Annotated in this window: 17 protein-coding genes; 7 read left to right on the top strand and 10 right to left on the bottom strand. The window is 72.7% G+C overall.

What is annotated here, in order from left to right:
* Window positions 1–4: 4 nt before the first annotated feature.
* From ACWG52_RS21605 to ACWG52_RS21585, 5 genes are all read right to left on the bottom strand, one after another.
* Window positions 5–1,468: an aldehyde dehydrogenase family protein gene (locus ACWG52_RS21605; RefSeq protein WP_389816353.1), complete on the bottom strand. Its 1,464-nt coding sequence runs from the start codon at window positions 1,466–1,468 to the stop codon at window positions 5–7.
* Window positions 1,465–3,204, bottom strand: coding sequence for an N-acyl-D-amino-acid deacylase family protein (locus ACWG52_RS21600; protein ID WP_389816355.1), 1,740 nt, complete (start codon window positions 3,202–3,204; stop codon window positions 1,465–1,467). The genes ACWG52_RS21605 and ACWG52_RS21600 overlap by 4 nt, the downstream gene beginning before the upstream one ends.
* Before the next feature lie 259 nt (window positions 3,205–3,463).
* Window positions 3,464–4,585, bottom strand: a complete 1,122-nt coding sequence (locus ACWG52_RS21595; RefSeq protein ID WP_389816358.1) for an LLM class flavin-dependent oxidoreductase — start codon at window positions 4,583–4,585, stop codon at window positions 3,464–3,466.
* Between the two features lie 95 nt (window positions 4,586–4,680).
* Window positions 4,681–5,466 carry an SDR family NAD(P)-dependent oxidoreductase gene (locus tag ACWG52_RS21590; RefSeq protein ID WP_390168272.1) on the bottom strand — a complete coding sequence of 262 codons (786 nt, stop codon included), beginning with the start codon at window positions 5,464–5,466 and terminating at the stop codon, window positions 4,681–4,683.
* A 13-nt stretch (window positions 5,467–5,479) separates the two neighbouring features.
* Entirely contained in the window at window positions 5,480–6,427 is a 948-nt protein-coding gene (locus ACWG52_RS21585; RefSeq protein WP_389816364.1) for an LLM class F420-dependent oxidoreductase, read from the bottom strand.
* Between the two features lie 168 nt (window positions 6,428–6,595).
* Here ACWG52_RS21585 and ACWG52_RS21580 point away from each other — a divergent pair, with 168 nt between their 5' ends.
* Entirely contained in the window at window positions 6,596–7,234 is a 639-nt protein-coding gene (locus ACWG52_RS21580) for a transmembrane-type terpene cyclase (RefSeq protein ID WP_390140700.1), read from the top strand.
* Here the strand turns inward: ACWG52_RS21580 and ACWG52_RS21575 are convergent.
* Genes ACWG52_RS21575 through ACWG52_RS21565 form a run of 3 tightly spaced genes read right to left on the bottom strand, consistent with a single transcriptional unit; the run spans window position 7,206 to window position 10,005 of the window.
* Entirely contained in the window at window positions 7,206–8,060 is an 855-nt protein-coding gene (locus ACWG52_RS21575; protein WP_389816368.1) for a L,D-transpeptidase family protein, read from the bottom strand. The genes ACWG52_RS21580 and ACWG52_RS21575 overlap by 29 nt on opposite strands.
* Before the next feature lie 41 nt (window positions 8,061–8,101).
* Window positions 8,102–9,346 carry an ATP-binding protein gene (locus ACWG52_RS21570; RefSeq protein WP_453125648.1) on the bottom strand — a complete coding sequence of 415 codons (1,245 nt, stop codon included), beginning with the start codon at window positions 9,344–9,346 and terminating at the stop codon, window positions 8,102–8,104.
* On the bottom strand, window positions 9,343–10,005 hold the full coding sequence (locus ACWG52_RS21565; protein WP_453125646.1) for a response regulator transcription factor: 663 nt from the start codon (window positions 10,003–10,005) through the stop codon (window positions 9,343–9,345). Before ACWG52_RS21565 ends, ACWG52_RS21570 begins: the two co-directional genes overlap by 4 nt.
* Before the next feature lie 90 nt (window positions 10,006–10,095).
* Here ACWG52_RS21565 and ACWG52_RS21560 point away from each other — a divergent pair, with 90 nt between their 5' ends.
* The 5 genes from ACWG52_RS21560 to ACWG52_RS21540 all read left to right on the top strand — a co-directional run bounded on the left by ACWG52_RS21560 (window position 10,096) and on the right by ACWG52_RS21540 (window position 14,257).
* Window positions 10,096–10,584: a hypothetical protein gene (locus ACWG52_RS21560; protein ID WP_389816375.1), complete on the top strand. Its 489-nt coding sequence runs from the start codon at window positions 10,096–10,098 to the stop codon at window positions 10,582–10,584.
* A complete protein-coding gene (locus tag ACWG52_RS21555; RefSeq protein ID WP_453125643.1) occupies window positions 10,581–11,696 on the top strand; it encodes a peptidoglycan-binding protein in 1,116 nt (371 codons plus the stop codon). Before ACWG52_RS21560 ends, ACWG52_RS21555 begins: the two co-directional genes overlap by 4 nt.
* The gene (locus tag ACWG52_RS21550) at window positions 11,693–12,436 is read left to right on the top strand and encodes an ABC transporter ATP-binding protein (RefSeq protein WP_389816381.1); all 744 of its coding nucleotides are present in this window, start codon (window positions 11,693–11,695) and stop codon (window positions 12,434–12,436) included. The genes ACWG52_RS21555 and ACWG52_RS21550 overlap by 4 nt, the downstream gene beginning before the upstream one ends.
* Complete coding sequence (locus ACWG52_RS21545) at window positions 12,433–13,683, top strand: ABC transporter permease (RefSeq protein WP_389816384.1); 1,251 nt, start codon at window positions 12,433–12,435, stop codon at window positions 13,681–13,683. Before ACWG52_RS21550 ends, ACWG52_RS21545 begins: the two co-directional genes overlap by 4 nt.
* Before the next feature lie 130 nt (window positions 13,684–13,813).
* Window positions 13,814–14,257 (top strand): NUDIX hydrolase, encoded by a 444-nt coding sequence (locus ACWG52_RS21540; protein ID WP_389816386.1) that lies wholly within the window; start codon window positions 13,814–13,816, stop codon window positions 14,255–14,257.
* A gap of 144 nt (window positions 14,258–14,401) precedes the next feature.
* On the opposite strand, the gene ACWG52_RS21535 is transcribed toward ACWG52_RS21540, so the two are convergent.
* Together ACWG52_RS21535 and ACWG52_RS21530 are read right to left on the bottom strand one after the other, a co-directional pair.
* Window positions 14,402–15,259 (bottom strand): trypsin-like serine peptidase, encoded by an 858-nt coding sequence (locus ACWG52_RS21535; protein WP_389816388.1) that lies wholly within the window; start codon window positions 15,257–15,259, stop codon window positions 14,402–14,404.
* Window positions 15,260–15,343: 84 nt separating this feature from the next.
* A complete protein-coding gene (locus ACWG52_RS21530; protein ID WP_389816390.1) occupies window positions 15,344–15,838 on the bottom strand; it encodes a GNAT family N-acetyltransferase in 495 nt (164 codons plus the stop codon).
* Window positions 15,839–16,103: 265 nt separating this feature from the next.
* On the opposite strand from ACWG52_RS21530, the gene ACWG52_RS21525 reads away from it, so the two are divergent.
* Entirely contained in the window at window positions 16,104–17,369 is a 1,266-nt protein-coding gene (locus tag ACWG52_RS21525; RefSeq protein ID WP_453129075.1) for an MFS transporter, read from the top strand.
* The last annotated feature ends 3 nt before the right edge of the window (window positions 17,370–17,372 follow it).

The raw sequence follows: 17,372 nt of genomic DNA, 5'->3' as shown, positions 1-17,372 counted from the left end.
CGTCTCAGCCCGGCCAGACGATCGACTGGACCTCGCTGTAGGCGTGCAGGGCGTACGAGCCGACGTCGCGGCCCACCCCGCTGCGCTTGAAGCCGCCGAACGGGGCCTCCATGTTGCGGCCGACGGTGTTCACGCCGACCCCGCCCGCGCGCAGCCGCCGCGCGATGCGGAAGGCGCGCGCCGAGTCCCCGGACCACACGTAGCTGAGCAGGCCGAAGTCGCTGTCGTTGGCGAGCCGGACCGCTTCGTCCTCGTCGCCGTCGAAGGGGACGACCACGACGACCGGGCCGAAGATCTCCTCGCGGACGACCCGCATGTCGTTGGTGCAGTCCACGAGCAGGGTCGGGGCGACGTAGAAGCCCCGGCCGTCGCCGACCACGGGCCGCTCGCCGCCGTACGCGATCCGGGCGCCCTCCTTCTTCCCCAGCTCGATGTACGACTCCACGCGGTCGCGGTGGGCCGCCGAGATCACCGGGCCGACGACCGTGCCCCGCTCGGCGGGGTCGCCGACCTTCATGAAGGCCAGGTAGCCGGTGAGCTTCTCGATGAGCTGCTCGTAGACCGACCGGTGGACGATCACCCGGGTGGGGGCGGTGCAGATCTGGCCGGAGTAGAAGGAGAAGGTGGTGCCGATGCCCATCACCGCCGCGTCCAGGTCGGCGTCGTCCATGACGACGGCCGCGCCCTTGCCGCCGAGTTCCATCAGCTGCCGCTTCATCGTGCGGCCGCAGACCTCCGCGATGCGCTGTCCGACGCCGGTGGAGCCGGTGAAGGACACCATGTCGACGTACGGGGAGTCCACGGCTGCCTCGCCGACCTCCACCGACTGCCCGCCGACCACGTTGACGACGCCCGCCGGGACGCCGGCCTCGTGCAGCGCCTGCGCCATCCGGAAGACGGACAGCGGGTCCTGCGGGGCCGGCTTGACGACGACCGTGTTGCCCATGGCCAGGGCGGGGGCGACCTTGCCGGCCGGGTTCGCCCACGGGTTGTTGTAGGAGGTGATGCAGGTGACCACGCCGACCGGCTGGCGGACCTCCAGCGCGCCCAGGATGCTCGCCCTCCCCATCGGGCCGGCCTCGGTGACCTGCGGCGGCAGCCCCTTCTCGACCGGCTCCAGCGCGCCCTTGGCGTACCGGCGGAAGCGGGCCACGCCGACGCCGACCTGCATCCCGCGCGCGATCCCGGTGGGCGCGCCCGTCTCCGCCTGGGCCAGGGCCGTCCACGGCTCGAACTCGCGCTGCATGATGTCCGCTGCCCGGTCGAGGATCGCCGCCCGGGTCTCCGGCGTCGTGCGCGACCAGCTCTCGAAGGCCTCGGCCGCGGCGCGGGCCGCGTCCGCGACCTGTTCGCGGGAGGCCTCGGGGGCGAGCCCGACCACCGACTCGTCGGCCGGGTCGACCACGTCGTAGTGGCCGCCGGCCGGCTCCACCCACTCGCCGCCGATGTACAGGGGTTGTGCCTTCAACGGGTGCTCACCGTCCTCGTGTCACGGCCGGACCGGAGCACGATGCCCGGCACGGCCCCCGTCACCTGGTCGTCGCGGATGGTCTCCACGCCGTTGACCCGTACCGAGACGATGCCGATGGCCCGCGCGTCCAGCCGCGGGCTGTCCCCGGGCAGGTCGTGGACCAGGGTCGCGGGACCGGCCTCGATCCGCTCCGGGTCGAAGAGGACCAGGTCGGCGTGGTATCCCTCGGCGAGGCGGCCGCGCTCGCGCAGCCCGAACAGCTGGGCCGGGTCGTCGGTGAGCATGCGTACGGCCTGCTCCAGCGGGACGAGCTTGCGGCCGCGCAGGCAGTCGCCGAGGAAGCGGGTCGTGTACGGGGCTCCGCACATCCGGTCCAGGTGCGCGCCGGCGTCGGAGCCGCCGAGCATGACGTCCTCGTGCTGCCAGGTCTCCTGGCGCAGGGCCCAGCTCGCCGGGTCGTTGTCGGTGGGCATCGGCCACAGGATCGTGCGCAGGTCGTCGTTGGCGCAGATCTCCACCAGGCAGTGGAAGGGGTCCTGGCCGCGTTCGGCGGCGATGTCGTTCACGACCCGGCCGGAGAGGCCCTCGTTCTCCTTGCTGTACGTGTCGCCTATGACGTACCGGCCGAAGTGGGCGAGGCGCCGGAAGACTCCGGCCTCCTTGCTGTCGGCGCGGCGCAGCATCTCGGCGCGTACGTCGGCGTCGCGGAGCTTCGCGATCCGCTCGGGCACGGGCAGGCCGAGGATCTCGCCCCAGCCGGGGATGAGGTTGAGCGCGCAGAAGGTCCCGAGCGACATGTTCATGGGGGTGAGGATCGGCATGGTCAGGGCGACGATCCGGCCGCCGGCCTTGCGGGCGCGCTCGCTGGGGACGAGCTGGCGCGGGACGCGTTCGGGGACGGAGGCGTCGATGGTGAGGACGTTCCAGTTGAGGGGCCGTCCGGCGGCGACGCTCATCTCCACGAAGAGGTCGATCTCGTCGTCCGAGAACTGGTCGAGGCAGCCGGCGACGATCGCCTCCAGCTGGGTGCCCTCGTGTTCGGCGACGGCCTCGGACAGGGCGAGCAGTTCGGCGGGGCGGGCGTGGCGGGAGGCCACGGGGGCGCCGGAACCGTCGGAGTGGGTGGAGGACTGGGTGGTGGACAGTCCCCAGGCGCCGGCGTTCATGGCGTCGTGGAAGAGGTCGAGCATCTGCCGCATCTGCTCGGGGGTGGGCTGGCCGCCGACGGCGTCCTCGCCCATCACGTGCCGGCGCAGGGCGCAGTGGCCGACCATGAACCCGGCGTTGACGGCGATCCGACCCTCCAGGGCGTCGAGGTACTCGCCGAAGGTGGACCAGGTCCAGTCGACGCCCTCCTCCAGGGCCTTGAGGGCCATGCCCTCGACCTTGCTCATCATGCGGCGGGTGTAGTCGGCGTCCTCGGGGCGGGCGGGGTTGAGCGGGGCCAGGGTGAAGCCGCAGTTGCCGCCGGCGACGGTGGTGACGCCGTGGTTCATGGAGGGCGTGGCGTAGGGGTCCCAGAAGAGCTGGGCGTCGTAGTGCGTGTGCGGGTCGATGAAGCCGGGGGTGAGGACCAGGCCGGTGGCGTCCTCGGTGGTGCGGGCCTCTTCGGTGACGGTGCCGGGTGCGGCTATCGCCGCGATACGGCCGTCGCGTATCCCCACGTCGGCGACGCGGGCGGGGGCGCCGGTGCCGTCCACGACGGTCGCGCCCTTGATCAGGTGGTCGAGCATGACGTCCCTTCGCACTTTGAGCCTCGCCGGCGTTTGAGCAGGGGCACCTCCCAGCGGTAGCTGGGGGAGAATTCCGGGCGGAGCCCGGTGCCCGGCGGAGCCGGGTTCCCTGGGGCTCCGCCCCAGACCCCGCGCCTCGAACGCCGGCGAGGCTGAAGATGGCCGGCGTTGCTGGATGTGGCCCCGGCCGGTGGCCGCCCCGCCGGGGCCGGTGCGGGACGGCGGTCCGGGAAGACGCCGTCCCCGTGTCCCCGCCGGGTCAGACGGCCTGGCGGAAGCGGGTCGTGCGGTGGATCGGGTCCGTGTCGATGTGCGGGATGACGTGTTCGCCGATCAGCTTGATCGTCGTCATGGTGTCCTCGGGCGAGACGCCGGTCGGCAGGCCGAAGGACAGTTGGTCGGCACCGGCCTGTTCCCAGCGCTTGCACTGGGCGCGGACCTCCGACGGGTCACCGCAGATCAGGAGTTCCTCGGCGATCAGGAGCTCGATGATCTCCGCGTTGTACTCCGGCAGGGTCTCGGGCCACTGCGGGATCGCCTCGGGCCGCGGGAAGGTGTCGTGGTAGCGGAAGACCAGCGACTGGAAGCGGTTCATGTTGGCGTTGACGGCGATCTCGACGGCCTTGTCGTGGGTCTCGGCACAGATCGCGGTCGAGGTGACCATGACGTTGTCGTTGACGAAGGCGCCGATGGCCTTCGCCTCCCGGATCGCCGTCTTGTACTGGTCGAGGACCCACTCCATGTCGGAGACCTTCTGCACGCTGAAGCCCAGCACGCCGAGGCCCTTCCTGGCCGCCATCGCGTAGGAGGACGGGGAGCCGGCGGCGTACCACATGGCCGGGTGGGCCTTGCCGTACGGCTTGGGGAAGACCTTGCGCGGCGGGAGCGACCAGTGCTTGCCCTGGAACCCCTCGTACTCCTCCTGGAGGAACATCTTGGGGAATTCCGCGATGGTCTCCTCCCAGATCTCCTTGGTGCCGTTCATGTCCTCGATGCCCGGCAGGAAGCCGAGGATCTCGTGGCTGCCGGCGCCGCGGCCGGTGCCGAACTCGAAGCGGCCCTTGGAGAGGTGGTCGAGCATGGCGACCTTCTCGGCCACCTTGACCGGGTGGTTCACCGGGGCGAGCGGGTTGAAGATGCCGGAGCCGAGGTGGATGCGCTCGGTGGCGTGGGCGAGGTACCCGAGGAACACCTCGTTCGCCGACAGGTGCGAGTACTCCTCCAGGAAGTGGTGCTCGGAGGCCCAGGCGTACTTGAAGCCGGACTTGTCCGCCTGTATGACGTACTCGGTCTCCTCGATCAGCGCCTTGTGCTCTGCCTCGGGGTCGACCTTGGACCGCGCCTCAGGCACGTATCCCTGCACAAAGAGCCCGAATTCCAAGGGGGTTCACCGTCCTTTGGTTTCTGACGTTCCGTCAGATTTGATGTCTCGACTGTTCCACCGCGAGGGTGCGAGCGTCAATACCTGACGCCCCATCAGAGAATGCTGACGCCCGCCATCCAGCCGCCGTCGATCACGAACGGCTGGCCGGTGATGTACGAGGAGTCGTCCGCCGTCAGGAAGAGCGCCAGCTTCGCGATCTCCTCCGGCTGCCCCACCCGCCCCATCGGGACCACCCGCTTGTAGAGCTCGGCCATCGCGTCCTTGGCCTCGTCGGTCATGTTCACCGGGTCCAGCAGCCCCGGGTTGGCCATCGGGGTGTCCACGGCCCCCGGGCACATGGCGTTGACCCGGATGTTCTTGGCCGCCAGCTCCAGCGCGGCCACCCGGGTCAGTCCGAGGATCGCCGCCTTGGTCGCGGCGTACGTGCCCACGTACGCCATGCCCGTCAGGCCCGTGTACGAGGACGTGTTGACGATGGTGCCGCCGCCGGCCGCCTCGATCTCGGGGGCCACCGTCTTGATGCCGAGGAAGGCGCCCACCTGGTTGACCTGGACCACCTGCTGGAACTCCTCCAGCGGGGTCGCGGTCAGCTCGTTGAAGCGCAGGATGCCCGCGTTGTTGACCAGACCGTCGATCGGGCCGAAGGTCTCCTTCGCGGCGGCGACGGCGGCCGCCCAGTCCTCCTCGCGGCTCACGTCCATCCGCACGTACCGGGCCCGGTCCTCACCGATGTCCTTGGCCACCGCCGCGCCCTGCTCGTCCAGCACGTCGCCGAGGAGCACCCGCGCCCCCTCGGCGGCGAAGAGCCGGGCCTCCTGCTCCCCCTGCCCGCGCGCCGCGCCGGTGATGATGACGACGCGCCCGTCCAGCTTGCCCATGATCCGTCAGCCCCTAGTCGTTGAGGAGGGGGGCCACCTCGGCCCCGAAAGCGGTGATCTGGTCGACGAGTTCGGCGCGGTCACGGCTGCGGAAGCGCACCTGGATCTGGTCCACGCCGAGCGCCTTGTACTCCCGCAGGGACTCGGCGAGCGCCTCCGCCTTGCCGGTGAGGGTGCGTCGGCCGGTGTCCCAGTCGGGCTCGCCGACGTACAGCGCCTCGGTGATCGCGCCGAACTCGATGGGGTCGGTGACCCCCGCCGCCTCGCGGAGTTCCCCGATCCGGGCGATCTGCCCCGCAAGCCTGTCGCGCGGGTCGCCCTGCGGGAGCCAGCCGTCGCCCCGCACCGCGGCGCGGCGCACGGCGGCGGGCGAGGAGCCGCCCACCCAGACGGGGATCCGCTCCTGGGCGGGTCGGGGCAGCTGGCCGAGATCCTTGAAGGAGAACAGCTCGCCCTCGAACTCCGGGTACTCCTCGGGCCCGAGCGCCGCCCGTAGCGCGTCGAGGGTCTCGTCGAGGACGGCTCCGCGGCGCGCGAAGTCCACGCCGAGGATCTCGAACTCCTCCTGCACGTGCCCGGCGCCCACCCCGAGGATCAGCCGGCCGCCCGAGAGGTGGTCGAGGGTGGCGTACTGCTTGGCGCTGATCAGTGGATGGCGCAGGCCCAGGATCGCGACGTGGCTCAGCAGCCGCGCCCGCTCGGTGACGCCGGCGAGGAAGGACAGGGTGGCGACCGGGTCGTACCAGACGGTGCTCATGGGCCCGGCCAGCCGCCGGGGGATGGCCACGTGGTCGCAGGTGGCCAGGTATCCGAAGCCGGCCCGGTCGGCGGCCCGTGCGATCCCGGCGAGATCGGCGGCGGTGGCCGACGCCTCCCAGGGCTCGGCGTAGATGGTGCTCTGCGACTGGATCGGGAGCTGCATCCCGTAGACCAGCCGACCTTGCGGAAATACGCGCGCCATGGCGGGCCCGCCTCGCCTTCGTCTGCCGATTCGTCATATCGGTGCGGGGCCATCGTCGTAGCTGACGGATCGTCAGACAAGGGGGGCGACACACCCCGGGCCGAACCGGGGCCTCCCGGCCCCGTTCCGCTCGCCCCCTCCCCTCGCTAGGGTGCGCGCGTGGATCTGATGCTCACGCTGGTCAGCGGGATCGCCTGGACACTCGTGTACGTGGAGGCGATCCGCGTCGGGTTGCGGGACCGGACGTACGCGATGCCGGTCGCCGCGCTCGCGCTCAACTTCGCCTGGGAGAGCACCTACGCCGTCCGCGAGTTCTCGGTCGGGCTCTCCCCGCAGGGCGTGGTCGACGTGGTGTGGGCGGTGGCCGACCTGGTGATCGTCTACACGTACCTGCGCTTCGGACGGGCCGAGCTGCCCGACTTCGTGACCCGACCGCTCTTCGCCGCCTGGTCGGTCCTGATCTTCGGTACGGGGTTCGCCGTGCAGTGGCTGTTCCTGGCGCACTTCGGGGCGCACGACGCGTCCCGCTACTCGGCGTTCCTGCAGAACCTGCTCATGTCCGGGCTGTTCATCGCCCTCTACGTCTCCCGGCGGGGGCCGCTCGGCCAGTCCCTGACCATCGCCGTCGCCAAATGGCTGGGCACGCTCGCCCCGACCCTGCTCTTCGGCGTGATCGAGGACGCCCCGTTCATCCTCGGTCTCGGGATCCTGTGCGGCGTCTTCGACCTCGCCTACATCGGACTGCTGCTGCGGCCCCGCCTCTCCGGCGCCTCCCGCGTCAGAAGCCTGCCGGCCCCATCACGATGACCGGCTTCGCCGCCGGGTCGAGGGTTTCCAGGACCTGCTTCATGGCCGCCTTCGGGATGCCCACGCAGCCCTGCGAGGGGCCGTCGTGGTCCACGTGCAGCCAGATGTTGCCGCCCTTGTCCTCGCCGTCCGGCATGACCGGGTCCAGCGGGGACCGGCCCGGCCTGCGGTTGAAGTCGATGGCGACGACATAGTCGAAGGAGCCCGCCAGGGACTCCCCGTTCACCCCGAGGCCGGTGGCGACGAAGCCGTTGTCCTCGTCGTACGGGAGCCGGGTCCCGGGCGGCTTCGGCAGCAGACCGCCGGCGTCGGTGAGCGCGTACACGCCCATCGGTGAGGTCAGGTCTCCGTACGTGCGTTCGACGGACCAGCCGTTGGCCCCGTTGCGGGCCGGCCAGCTCATGGCCTTGACCCAGTCGGCACCGGCCGCGGGGCGCGTGTAGAAGGTGGCCGTGGACTCCGAGGAGTCCATCGCCCGACCGGTGACCAGGATCAGCTGCCGGGACTCGGCCGGGATCCGGGCCCGGGTCCCCGCGCTGACGCCGGGCAGGCCCTGCGGGGCCGGAGCCGGCGGCGCGGCGTGCGGGACGGCCTGCTGCGCGGCCCGCCGCACGTCACGCGCGGCGCGGTCCTCGGCCTGCGGGCGGGCGTCCGCGCGGGCCTGCGGCCGGGGACCGGCGGCCTTGTCCGGGTCCTGGGCCACATGGATCCAGCCGGCCGTGAAGGTCGCCAGACCGAGCACGGCGGCAAGAGCCACCCGGCGGGTGCTACGGGGCGCACCGGGCTTACGGGGCGGGCGGGAGCGGGCTCGGACGTGCTTGCTCATTCCTCCGACCGTACATCAGCGGGCCCCCGCAGCCCGGGTGGCTACGACGTGCGCGCCTCGTCGGTCGGCGGGAAGCGGACCCTGACCGTCAGCCCGCCCTCCGGGGCCGGATCGGCCCGCACCACCAGCTCCGCCCCGTGCGCCCGCGCGATCGACGCCACGATCGACAGCCCCAACCCGGCTCCCTCACCCGCGGTGTGCAGCCGCTCGGCGCGCCTGCGGAACGGCTCCAGCAGCCCCGGCACGTCCGCCGGATCGATCACCGGCCCGGTGTTCGACACCGTCAGTTCCCGCTCGGCGGAGGTGGACACGCTGATCCGGCCGTCGGCGCGGTTGTGGCGCACCGCGTTCATCAGCAGGTTCCGCAGCAGGTGCCCCAGCAGCGTCCGGTCGCCCGACACGGTCAGCGGCGCGAGGGTCCGTACGACGGTCAGCCCGTCCCGCGGACAGGCCGCCAACTCGGCAGCCGCGAGCGCCGCCAGGTCCACCGGGCCGGTGGACCCCACCCCCTGCTCGGAGACGGCGAGCAGCAGCAGGGACTCGATGAGGTGCTCGCTGGAGTCGGCGACCCCGATCAGCTTGGCCCGGATCCGGGCCACCTTCTCCGGCGACGGATCCCCCGCCAGGCCGATCTCGGCCGCCGCCCGCTGCACCGCGAGCGGGGTGCGCAGTTCGTGCGCCGCGTTCGCCGCGAACCGCCGCTGCGCGGACACCAGCTGCTCCATCCGCCCCAGCATCGCGTCGAAGGTGTCGGCCAGCTGCTTGAGCTCGCCGGGCGGCGCGTCGAGGGAGATCCGCTCGTCCAGGTTCTCCCCGGACAACCGGCGCGCCGTCTCGGTGATCACGCCGACGGGGCGCAGCACCCGGCCGGCCATCCACCAGGCGAGCCAGATCGACAGCACGGCGAAGACGGCCAGTGCGAGGAGGGAGTACATGAGCAGCCGGTGCCGGGTGGCGTCGGTGACGGCGTCGGAGAGGTTCTGCGTGTACGCGTAGCTCCTCAGCTGCTCGGCGCTGGGGGCCCGGCCCGGGGGCAGCGCCTTCGCCGGTTCGCAGGGGCAGTCCGGGGCGAGGGTCCGGCCGGGGACGGGTCCGGGCGACGGGACGACGTAGGCCGGGCTCACCGTACGGACGGCCCCGCTGACGCTCGCGTAGAGGCCCTGTCCGACGAGGACGTAGACCAGCGCCACCAGGCCGCCGCCCGCCAGGAGCAGCAGGGAGCCGTACAGGGCGGTGAGGCGGCCGCGTTCGGTGCGCAGCCGCCGCCACGACGGGCGGCCCCTCACCGGGCCGCGATCCGGTAGCCCGCGCCCGGCACGGTCTCGATCAGCGGTGGCTCGCCCAGCTTGGCGCGGAGCTTGCTGAGGGTGACGCGGACGGCGTTGGTGGAGTAGCTGGTGTCCTGCTCCCACACCTGCTCGATCAGGTCGTCGTTGCTGACGACGGCCCCTTCGGCGCGCAGCAGCGCCTCCAGCACCGCGAACTCCTTGCGGGACAGCGCGAGCCGGTGCCCGTCGCGGGTGGCGCTGCGCCGGGCGGTGTCGACGGCGACCCCGGCACGCTCCAGTACGGGCGGCAGGGCGGGGCGGGCCCGCCGGCCCAGCGCCAGGACGCGGGCGAGGAGCTCGTCGTAGGCGAAGGGCTTGGTGAGGTAGTCGTCGGCGCCGAGACCGAGGCCTTCGACCCGGTCCCGTACGGTCCCGGAGGCGGTCAGCATCAGGACGCGGGTCAGCAGCCGCTCGCGCACGACCTGCCGGCAGACCTCGTCGCCGTGCAGGCCGGGCAGGTCGCGTTCCAGGACGAGGACGTCGTACTCGCCCAGGCGCAGCCGCCGCAGGGCCTCCAGGCCGTCGCTCGCCTCGTCGACGGCGAGCGCGTCACGGCGCAGCCCCTCGGCGATCATCTCCCGGAGGAATTCCTCGTCCTCCACCACCAGTACGCGCATGGCGTCCTCTTTACCGGAGATCGGTATTTCGCCGTTGTAAGCAGGGGGCGAGAGGGAAGCGAAAGGCCCTTTCACCGCAGGCTCGGGCCCATGAAGCGATCCCTGATCATGACCACGGCCGCGGTCGTCACCGGGCTGACCCTGTTCGCCACCGCCTGCGCGAACGACACGTCGGCGGGGAGCAAGGACTCCTCCGCGGGCGCCGGCGGCGACTCCGGGACGGTGGCCGACAACGCGGTGAAGATGCGCCAGTGCCTGCGCGAGCACGGCATCGACGTGCCCGACCCCGAGCCCGGCCAGGACCCGCGCGGGATGACGCTGGGCGGGGACGCCGATCCGCGGAAGATGCAGGAGGCCATGAAGGCCTGCGGGATGAGCACCGGTACCGGCGCCGGCAAGGAGCCCACGCAGGAGGAGAAGGACAAGGAGCTGGAGTGGATCCGGTGCATGCGCGAGAACGGCGTCGCCCTGAAGGACCCTGAGTACCACGAGGGCGGCATGAAGAGCGCCACCGAGATCCCCAAGGGTCAGGAGAAGGCCTTCGAGGAGGCCCAGAAGAAGTGCGAGACCGGCCGATGAGGAAGCGGGCCAAGTGGCTGCTGGCCTCGCTGGCCGCCGTACTGGCCGTCTCGGGCGGCGGCTGGGCCGTCATGGCGCAGCCGCAGCGGGAGACGGACGAGCGGGAGCGGCACGCCGCCGGCGGACTGCCGCCGGCCACGGCGCCGGTCCGGCGCGGCGACCTCAGCTCGGGCCTCCAGGTGGAGGGCACCCTGGGCTACGCGCGGGAGCGCAAGCTGAACGCGGCCGGGCCGGGCGTGCTGACGTGGACCGCGGACGCGGGCTCGGCGGTGGAGCGGGACGGCAAGCTGTACGAGGTCAACGGCCGGGCGGTGCGGCTCATGTACGGGTCCACGCCGATGTACCGGCCGCTGAGGGCCGGCGACAAGGGCGAGGACGTCGAGCAGCTCAAGCGCAATCTGCAGGCCCTCGGGTACGGGACCGGGCTCGACCCGGAGGACGGCACCTTCACCGCGGGGACGGCCACGGCGGTCAAGCGGTGGCAGAAGGCGCACAAGGCGGCGGAGACCGGCGAGGTCGGCAAGGAGGACATCGCCTTCGCCTCCGGTCCGCAGCGGGTGGGCGCGGGCGACGCGGCGGTCGGTGACGAACTGGCGCCGGGCAAGCCGGTGCTGACGGTGACGGGCACCGAGCGGATCGTCCGCTTCCAGCTGGACGCGGTGAAGGCGGGCGCCGCGAAGGCGGGCGACCCGGTGACCGTACGGCTGCCGGGCGGCGGCAGCACCACCGGGAAGATCGACTCGGTGGGCGGGGCCGGGCAGCCCGACGACAGGAACGGCGGTGGCGCCGGCGGCCCGGGCGGCGGTGGCGGTGGCGGCGACAAGAAGGCCCAGGTCGAGGTGGTCGTCACCTTCGACAAGCCCGCCGAGGTGAACGCCCCGGACCGGTCCCCGGTGACCGTCGGCCTGACCGGGGAGACCCGCAGGGGCGTCCTCTCCGTTCCGGTCAACGCACTGCTCGCGCTCGCGGGCGGCGGCTTCGGCGTCCAGGTCGTGCAGGACGGCCGGGTCCGCGAGGTCCCGGTCGAGCTCGGCATGTTCGGCAACGGCCGGGTCGAGGTGACCGGCGCCGCCCTCACCGAGGGCATGCAGGTGGGGATCCCGAAACTGTGACGGCCACGACGACAGACCCGACGCCGGATCCGACGGCACCCGCACCCGCGCACCCGGTCGTGGAGCTCACCGGGGTCACCAAGGAGTACCCGGGCGGGGTCGCGGCCCTGCGCGGGGTCGACCTGACGATCACCGCCGGCGAACTCCTCGCCATCGTCGGCCCGTCCGGCTCCGGCAAGTCCACCCTGCTGCACATCGTCGGCACCCTGGACCGCCCGACGGCGGGCGGCGTGCGGATCGCCGGCCACGACATCGCGGCCCTCCCGGACCGCGCCCTGTCGGCCCTGCGCTCCCGGCACGTCGGCTTCGTCTTCCAGTCCTTCCACCTGGTGCCCGGCATCAGCGCCCGGGCGAACGTCGCCGAGGGGCTGCTCTACAGCGGCCTCCCGCGAGCCGAACGGCTGCGCCGGGCCGCGCAGGCCCTGGACCGGGTGGGCCTCGGCGACCGGATGGACCACCGGCCGCACCAGCTGTCCGGCGGGCAGAAGCAGCGCGTGGCGATCGCCCGGGCGGTGGCGGGTGCGCCGGACCTGCTGTTGGCCGACGAACCGACGGGCGCGCTGGACAGTGCCTCCGGGGAATCGGTGATGGAGCTGCTGCGCGAGCTGAACCGGGACGGGGCCACCATCGCGGTGATCACCCACGACCAGGAGATCGCGGCGAGCCTGCCGCGGCAGGTCCGGATCCGCGACGGGGAGATCGTCGCGGACCTGCGGAACGCGGCGGGGGTGGCGTCATGAGCCGCGCGAGGCCTCGTACGGGGTCACGGTCACGGGCCCGTACGCGGACGCCCGCCAGGCGGTTGAAGCCGCCGCGGCTGTCCCCGCGGGACGTCCTGCACGTCGGGTCGGCGGGCCTGCGCGCCCGCCCGACACGGGTCTTCCTGTCCGCGCTCGGCATCGCCATCGGCATCGCGACGATGATCGCGGTGGTCGGTATCTCCTCCTCCAGCCAGGCCGCGCTCCTGCGGGAGCTCGACAAGCTGGGCACGAACATGCTGGTCGCGAAGCCGGGCGAGGGGATGTTCACCGGGCAGGACACCGAGCTGCCCAAGGACGCCCCCGGCATGATCTCCCGGATCGCGGGAGTCGAGTCGGTCGGCACCACCGGTGACGTGCCCGAGTCCGTACGCCGGTCCGAGAACATCCCGAAGGGGGAGACGGGCGGGATCGTGCTCAAGGCCGCCAAGGACGACCTGCTGGGCACGCTGCGCGCGCGGATGGCGAGCGGCACCTGGCTCAACGCGGCCACCGGCCGCTACCCGTCGGTAGTGCTCGGGGACGTCTCCGCGCGGCGGCTCGGCATCACCGAACCGGGTCAGCAGGTCTTCATCGGCGGCCGGTACTTCACGGTGACCGGCATCCTGGAGCCGGTCCCGCTGGCACCGGAGATCGAGCGCTCGGCACTGATCGGCTGGGAGGCGGCCGAGCGGCTGCTGGGTTTCGGCGGGCACCCGACGGCCGTGTACGAGCGGTCGGCGGACGACCGGGTGGCGGCGGTCCGCGCGCTCATCCCGCGGACGGCCAACCCGCAGACCCCGAGCGCGGTGCAGGTCACCGACCCGTCGGCGGCGCTCAAGGCGAAGGCGGCCACGGAGGGCGCGTTCAGCACGCTGCTGCTGGGGCTGGGCGGGATCGCGCTGCTGGTGGGCGGGGTCGGCGTCGCCAACACCATGATCATCTCGGTGTTGGAGCGGCGCCACGAGATCGGCCTACGACGGTCCCTGGGCGGCACGAAGGGGCAGATCCGGATCCAGTTCGTGACGGAGTCCCTGCTGCTGTCCGGGCTCGGCGGCCTGGCGGGCATCGCCCTGGGCGGCGCGGCCACGGCCCTCTACGCCCGGGCCGGCGGCCTGCCCTGGGTGGTCCCGCTCTGGGCGGTGACCGGCGGCTTCGCCGCCACCCTGGCCATCGGCACCCTGGCCGGGCTCTACCCGGCGGTGCGCGCGGCCCGACTGTCGCCGACGCTGGCACTGGCGGCGGCGTAGCGGATCGGGCCGGGCCGGGACCGGCCGGGGCGGTCGCGATGACCGGTCCGGGGGCGGGGCGGGCAAACAGCGGTAAAAGCCCAGGTGCAAGCCCATCCCCCGGAACCGATCACCGGCGTACATTGAATCGATGATGCGAACTCCTCGTCACGCGGCGCGCGTTGTCATCCTGTCCCCCACCGGGTCCGTGTTCCTCTTCCGGGAGGACAACGTGGAGGTGGGCATCCATTGGCTGCCGCCCGGCGGCGGCATCGACCCCGGCGAGTCTCCCGAGGACTGCGTGCGGCGCGAGCTGCGCGAGGAGACCGGCTGGACGGACCTGGAGCCCGAACGGCTGCTCTGCACCTGGGAGCACGACTTCACGCACCAGGGGATCCCGGTCCGCCAGCACGAGCACATCTTCGTCACCAGGGGCCCGCACCGCGAACCGGTCCTGGAGGCCCCGGACATCCACTGGCAGTGGCTCTCCCCGCAGCGCCTGGCCACCCTGGGCGAACCCCTGTGGCCCCCACGCCTGCCGGACCTCCTGGCGAACGCCGCCGCCGAACCGGTCCACCTGGGGCTGCTGGCCTGAGGGCGCGCGGCGACCGGCGAACTCCTCCCACAGGGCGGCACTCTTCGGAGCGGTCACGGCGATGGGCTGCGACCCTCAGAACCCCGTGGTCACGTGCCCGGCACCGTCGAACGGTGTGACGAGCGTCAACGTCGTGAACTCGCCCTAAGCTCTCGGCGCCTTCGCGGTGGCCTTGGCGTAGAGCGAGGCCGCGTACTCGCCGAGGACGGTGCTGGTCGACACGTCGTCCGTGTCGCCGCCCGTGAGGATGCCGATGATCTTCCCGTCGTCCGCGATCCACGCGCTGCCGCTGGTGCCGCCCGGGAAGTCGGCGCAGTCGAAGCGCTGTTGGGTGGCGCTCTCGCGGACGGCGACCGAGGTGCAGGTACGGGGTACGCCCCGGTCGGCGGGGTATCCGGTGACCGTGACCCGCTCGCCCGCTCGGCCGCCGGTGTCTAGGACGGCCGCGCCGGTCACGTCCTCGATGGTGCGGCCCTTGGCGTCGGGGGCGAGGCGGGCGAAGGCGAGGTCGTAGTCGTCGTCCGTACCCTCGGCCCAGCGGGCGTCCTCGAAGACTTCTTCGATCTTCCATGTGCCGTACGGGGCGACGCCGTTGGCGTACGCGGGCGCGAAGACGGCGCTCCCGTCGCGCTGGTCCCCTTCGAGCAGGCAGTGCCCGGCTGTGATGATCATGTTCCGGCCGGGGCTGCTCACCACGGTGGCCGTGCAGAAGTGATCACTGTCCAGGCCGTCGGTGAACAGGGCTCCGGTGAAGGCCGCGGGCCCGCCGGGCTGCGGGGCGACGGCCGGCGGCAGCGTGGCTCCGGGAGCAGCGGACAGCTGAGGCTTCGCCACGTACGAGCGCGACGACGGGCCCGTCGGGGACGCGCTCGGCGCGGCCTTCGCCCGTACCGGAGGGACCGCCTCCGGCGGTGGCGCGAGCTCGGCCACCGCGGCGGAAGCCCCCAGGGCCGCCACCGCGCACAGCACCGCCGTCACGACGGTCCGCTTGTCCACCGGCATGATCATCCTCCCGCTTTGCCCTGGCGAAGCATGCCCCGGCGGCCGGGTCGGTTGCAAGGCCGCGGACGACCCCCGGCCCGCGCCTCACACGGTTTCGACCCGCAGGTCGCAGAGGAAACTCAGGCCCGGACGGCCGTCCAGGTCCACCTCGCCGGTGGTCACGAATCCCGTACGGGCCAACACGGCGCGCGAGCCGGTGTTGTCGAGCGTGGTGACCGCCCGCAGTTCGGTCAGTCCGTACTCCGTGACCGCCAGGTCGCGGGCCTCCCGGACCGCGGCCGTGGCCAGCCCCCGGCCTGCGACCCGTTCGGCGATCCGGTACCCGAGCTCGGCCGAACCGTCCGCCACGTCGACGAGGTTGACCCGCCCCACCACCTCGCCGTCGCCGGCCACCAGGACGTGGAAGAAGCACAGCCCGGTTTCCTGCTCGGCCATCAACGCGGCGTGCCGCCGGTCGAAGTCGGCGAAGTAGCGATCCCCTCGGTCCGGGATCGAAGCGGCGAAGTAGGCCCGGTTCTCCCGCTCGAACGCGAGCAGGGCCGGTGCGTGGTCGAAGCGCAGCAACTGGAGTCGGGGCACGGCCCGATGCTAAGGGCTGTCCCGTAATCCGCGGTGGGTCAGCGCGCGGCGTCAGATGCGGTGCATCGCAAGGCGGAGGGTCGTCCTCATACTGGGCGTATTTGGGCGATCCCGACAACGCGGCGAGGTGCCGTGGCCGGCGCCGCGCGCCCGCCGGGGATTACGGGACAGCCCTTAGGGGCTGTCCGCGAAGTGACGCGGGCGCCGGCTCCAAGGCGTCTGCCCGATCCCCGGGCCCCTCCTTAGGACACAGGCTGGGCCTGTGATCGATCGAGGCGTGGGCGTGGGGAAGGTCCTGCGGGACCGCAACGCGGGGCTCTACCTGTCCGGTGTGATGGTCTCCGGGTTCGGTACGACCGCCATGTGGCTGGTCGCCGGGGTCTGGGTGAAGTCGCTGACCGGGTCGGACGCGCTCGCGGCGCTGACCGTGTTCACCCTGTGGGCGCCGGTGTTGGCCGGGCCCGCGCTGGGGGCGCTCGCCGACCGGCTGCCGCGGCGGCCGCTGCTGGTCGGCCTCGGGCTCGTGATGGCCGCGCTGCTGCCCGTACTGACCCTGCTGGACTCGCCGGGGCGGGTGTGGCTGCTGTTCGCGGTCCTGCTCGTGTACGGGATCTGCGGCACCGTGCACGGTGCGGCGGAGGCGGCTCTCGTCCCGCAGGCCGTCGGCCACCGACTCCTGGGGGACTTCAACGGGCTGCGGCTCACCGCCGACGAGGGCATGAAGCTGATCGCGCCCTTGGTGGGCGCGGGCCTGTTCGCCCGCTTCGGCGGGGCCTCTGTGGCCCTGCTCGACGCGGTGACCTTCGCGCTGGCGGCGGGGATCTTCGCCCTGCTCCGGGTACGCGAACAGCCGGAGCGGGAGCGGATCCGGGCCGAGGCGCCGGGGTTCGCGCGGCTGTGGGAGGGCGGGCGGCAGCTGTGGAAGGAGCCGGCGCCACGCACGCTGGTGTCGGCCGGCGCCGCCGTGATGTTCCTGGCCGGGCTGAACGGCGCGGTGATCTACGCGGTCGCCGGGGACGTGCTGGGGCACGCGCCCACCTACGTGGGGGTGCTGTACGCGGTGCAGGGCGCGGGTTCGGTCCTGAGCGGGATCGTGGCGGGCCCGCTGTTGCGCCGGTTGCCGGAGCGGGTGTTCACGGCCGCCGGAGTGGCCCTGTTCGCCGTGGGCGTCGGGGTACGGGCGCTGCCGTACGACGCGGTGGCCCTGGCGGGCAGTGCGGCGATCGGCGCCGGACTGCCGTGCGTGCTGATCGCCGCGCTGACGGCGGTGCAGCGCGAGGTCCCCGGCGCCGCGCTGGGCCGCGCGGCGGCCACGGCCAACACCCTGATCTTCGTACCGAACGCACTGGCCCTGGCCCTGGGGGCGGCCCTGGTGACCTTCGTGGACGTGCGGGTGCTGCTGCCGGTGCTGACGGTCGCGGGGCTGGCCACGGCGCTGCTGCTCGTGGCCGGGCCGCGGGCCGGACGCGGCACGTCGAGGGCGGGCGTGGCCGGTGGAGGGGGCCGGCCACGCCCTGCGGACACGCTCTAGGAG

The sequence above is a fragment of the Streptomyces sp. CLCI03 genome (assembly GCF_053615355.1).
This window is presented reverse-complemented; position numbering and strand designations above follow the sequence as displayed.

Coding starts and splice junctions, on each gene's coding strand:
- ACWG52_RS21555 (WP_453125643.1), top strand. CDS start 10,581: ATGAGGAAGCGGGCCAAGTGGCTGCTGGCCTCGCTGGCCGCCGTACTG.
- ACWG52_RS21540 (WP_389816386.1), top strand. CDS start 13,814: ATGATGCGAACTCCTCGTCACGCGGCGCGCGTTGTCATCCTGTCCCCC.
- ACWG52_RS21580 (WP_390140700.1), top strand. CDS start 6,596: ATGCTCACGCTGGTCAGCGGGATCGCCTGGACACTCGTGTACGTGGAG.
- ACWG52_RS21560 (WP_389816375.1), top strand. CDS start 10,096: ATGAAGCGATCCCTGATCATGACCACGGCCGCGGTCGTCACCGGGCTG.
- ACWG52_RS21590 (WP_390168272.1), bottom strand. CDS start 5,466: ATGGGCAAGCTGGACGGGCGCGTCGTCATCATCACCGGCGCGGCGCGC.
- ACWG52_RS21535 (WP_389816388.1), bottom strand. CDS start 15,259: ATGCCGGTGGACAAGCGGACCGTCGTGACGGCGGTGCTGTGCGCGGTG.
- ACWG52_RS21585 (WP_389816364.1), bottom strand. CDS start 6,427: ATGGCGCGCGTATTTCCGCAAGGTCGGCTGGTCTACGGGATGCAGCTC.
- ACWG52_RS21575 (WP_389816368.1), bottom strand. CDS start 8,060: ATGAGCAAGCACGTCCGAGCCCGCTCCCGCCCGCCCCGTAAGCCCGGT.
- ACWG52_RS21600 (WP_389816355.1), bottom strand. CDS start 3,204: ATGCTCGACCACCTGATCAAGGGCGCGACCGTCGTGGACGGCACCGGC.
- ACWG52_RS21565 (WP_453125646.1), bottom strand. CDS start 10,005: ATGCGCGTACTGGTGGTGGAGGACGAGGAATTCCTCCGGGAGATGATC.
- ACWG52_RS21545 (WP_389816384.1), top strand. CDS start 12,433: ATGAGCCGCGCGAGGCCTCGTACGGGGTCACGGTCACGGGCCCGTACG.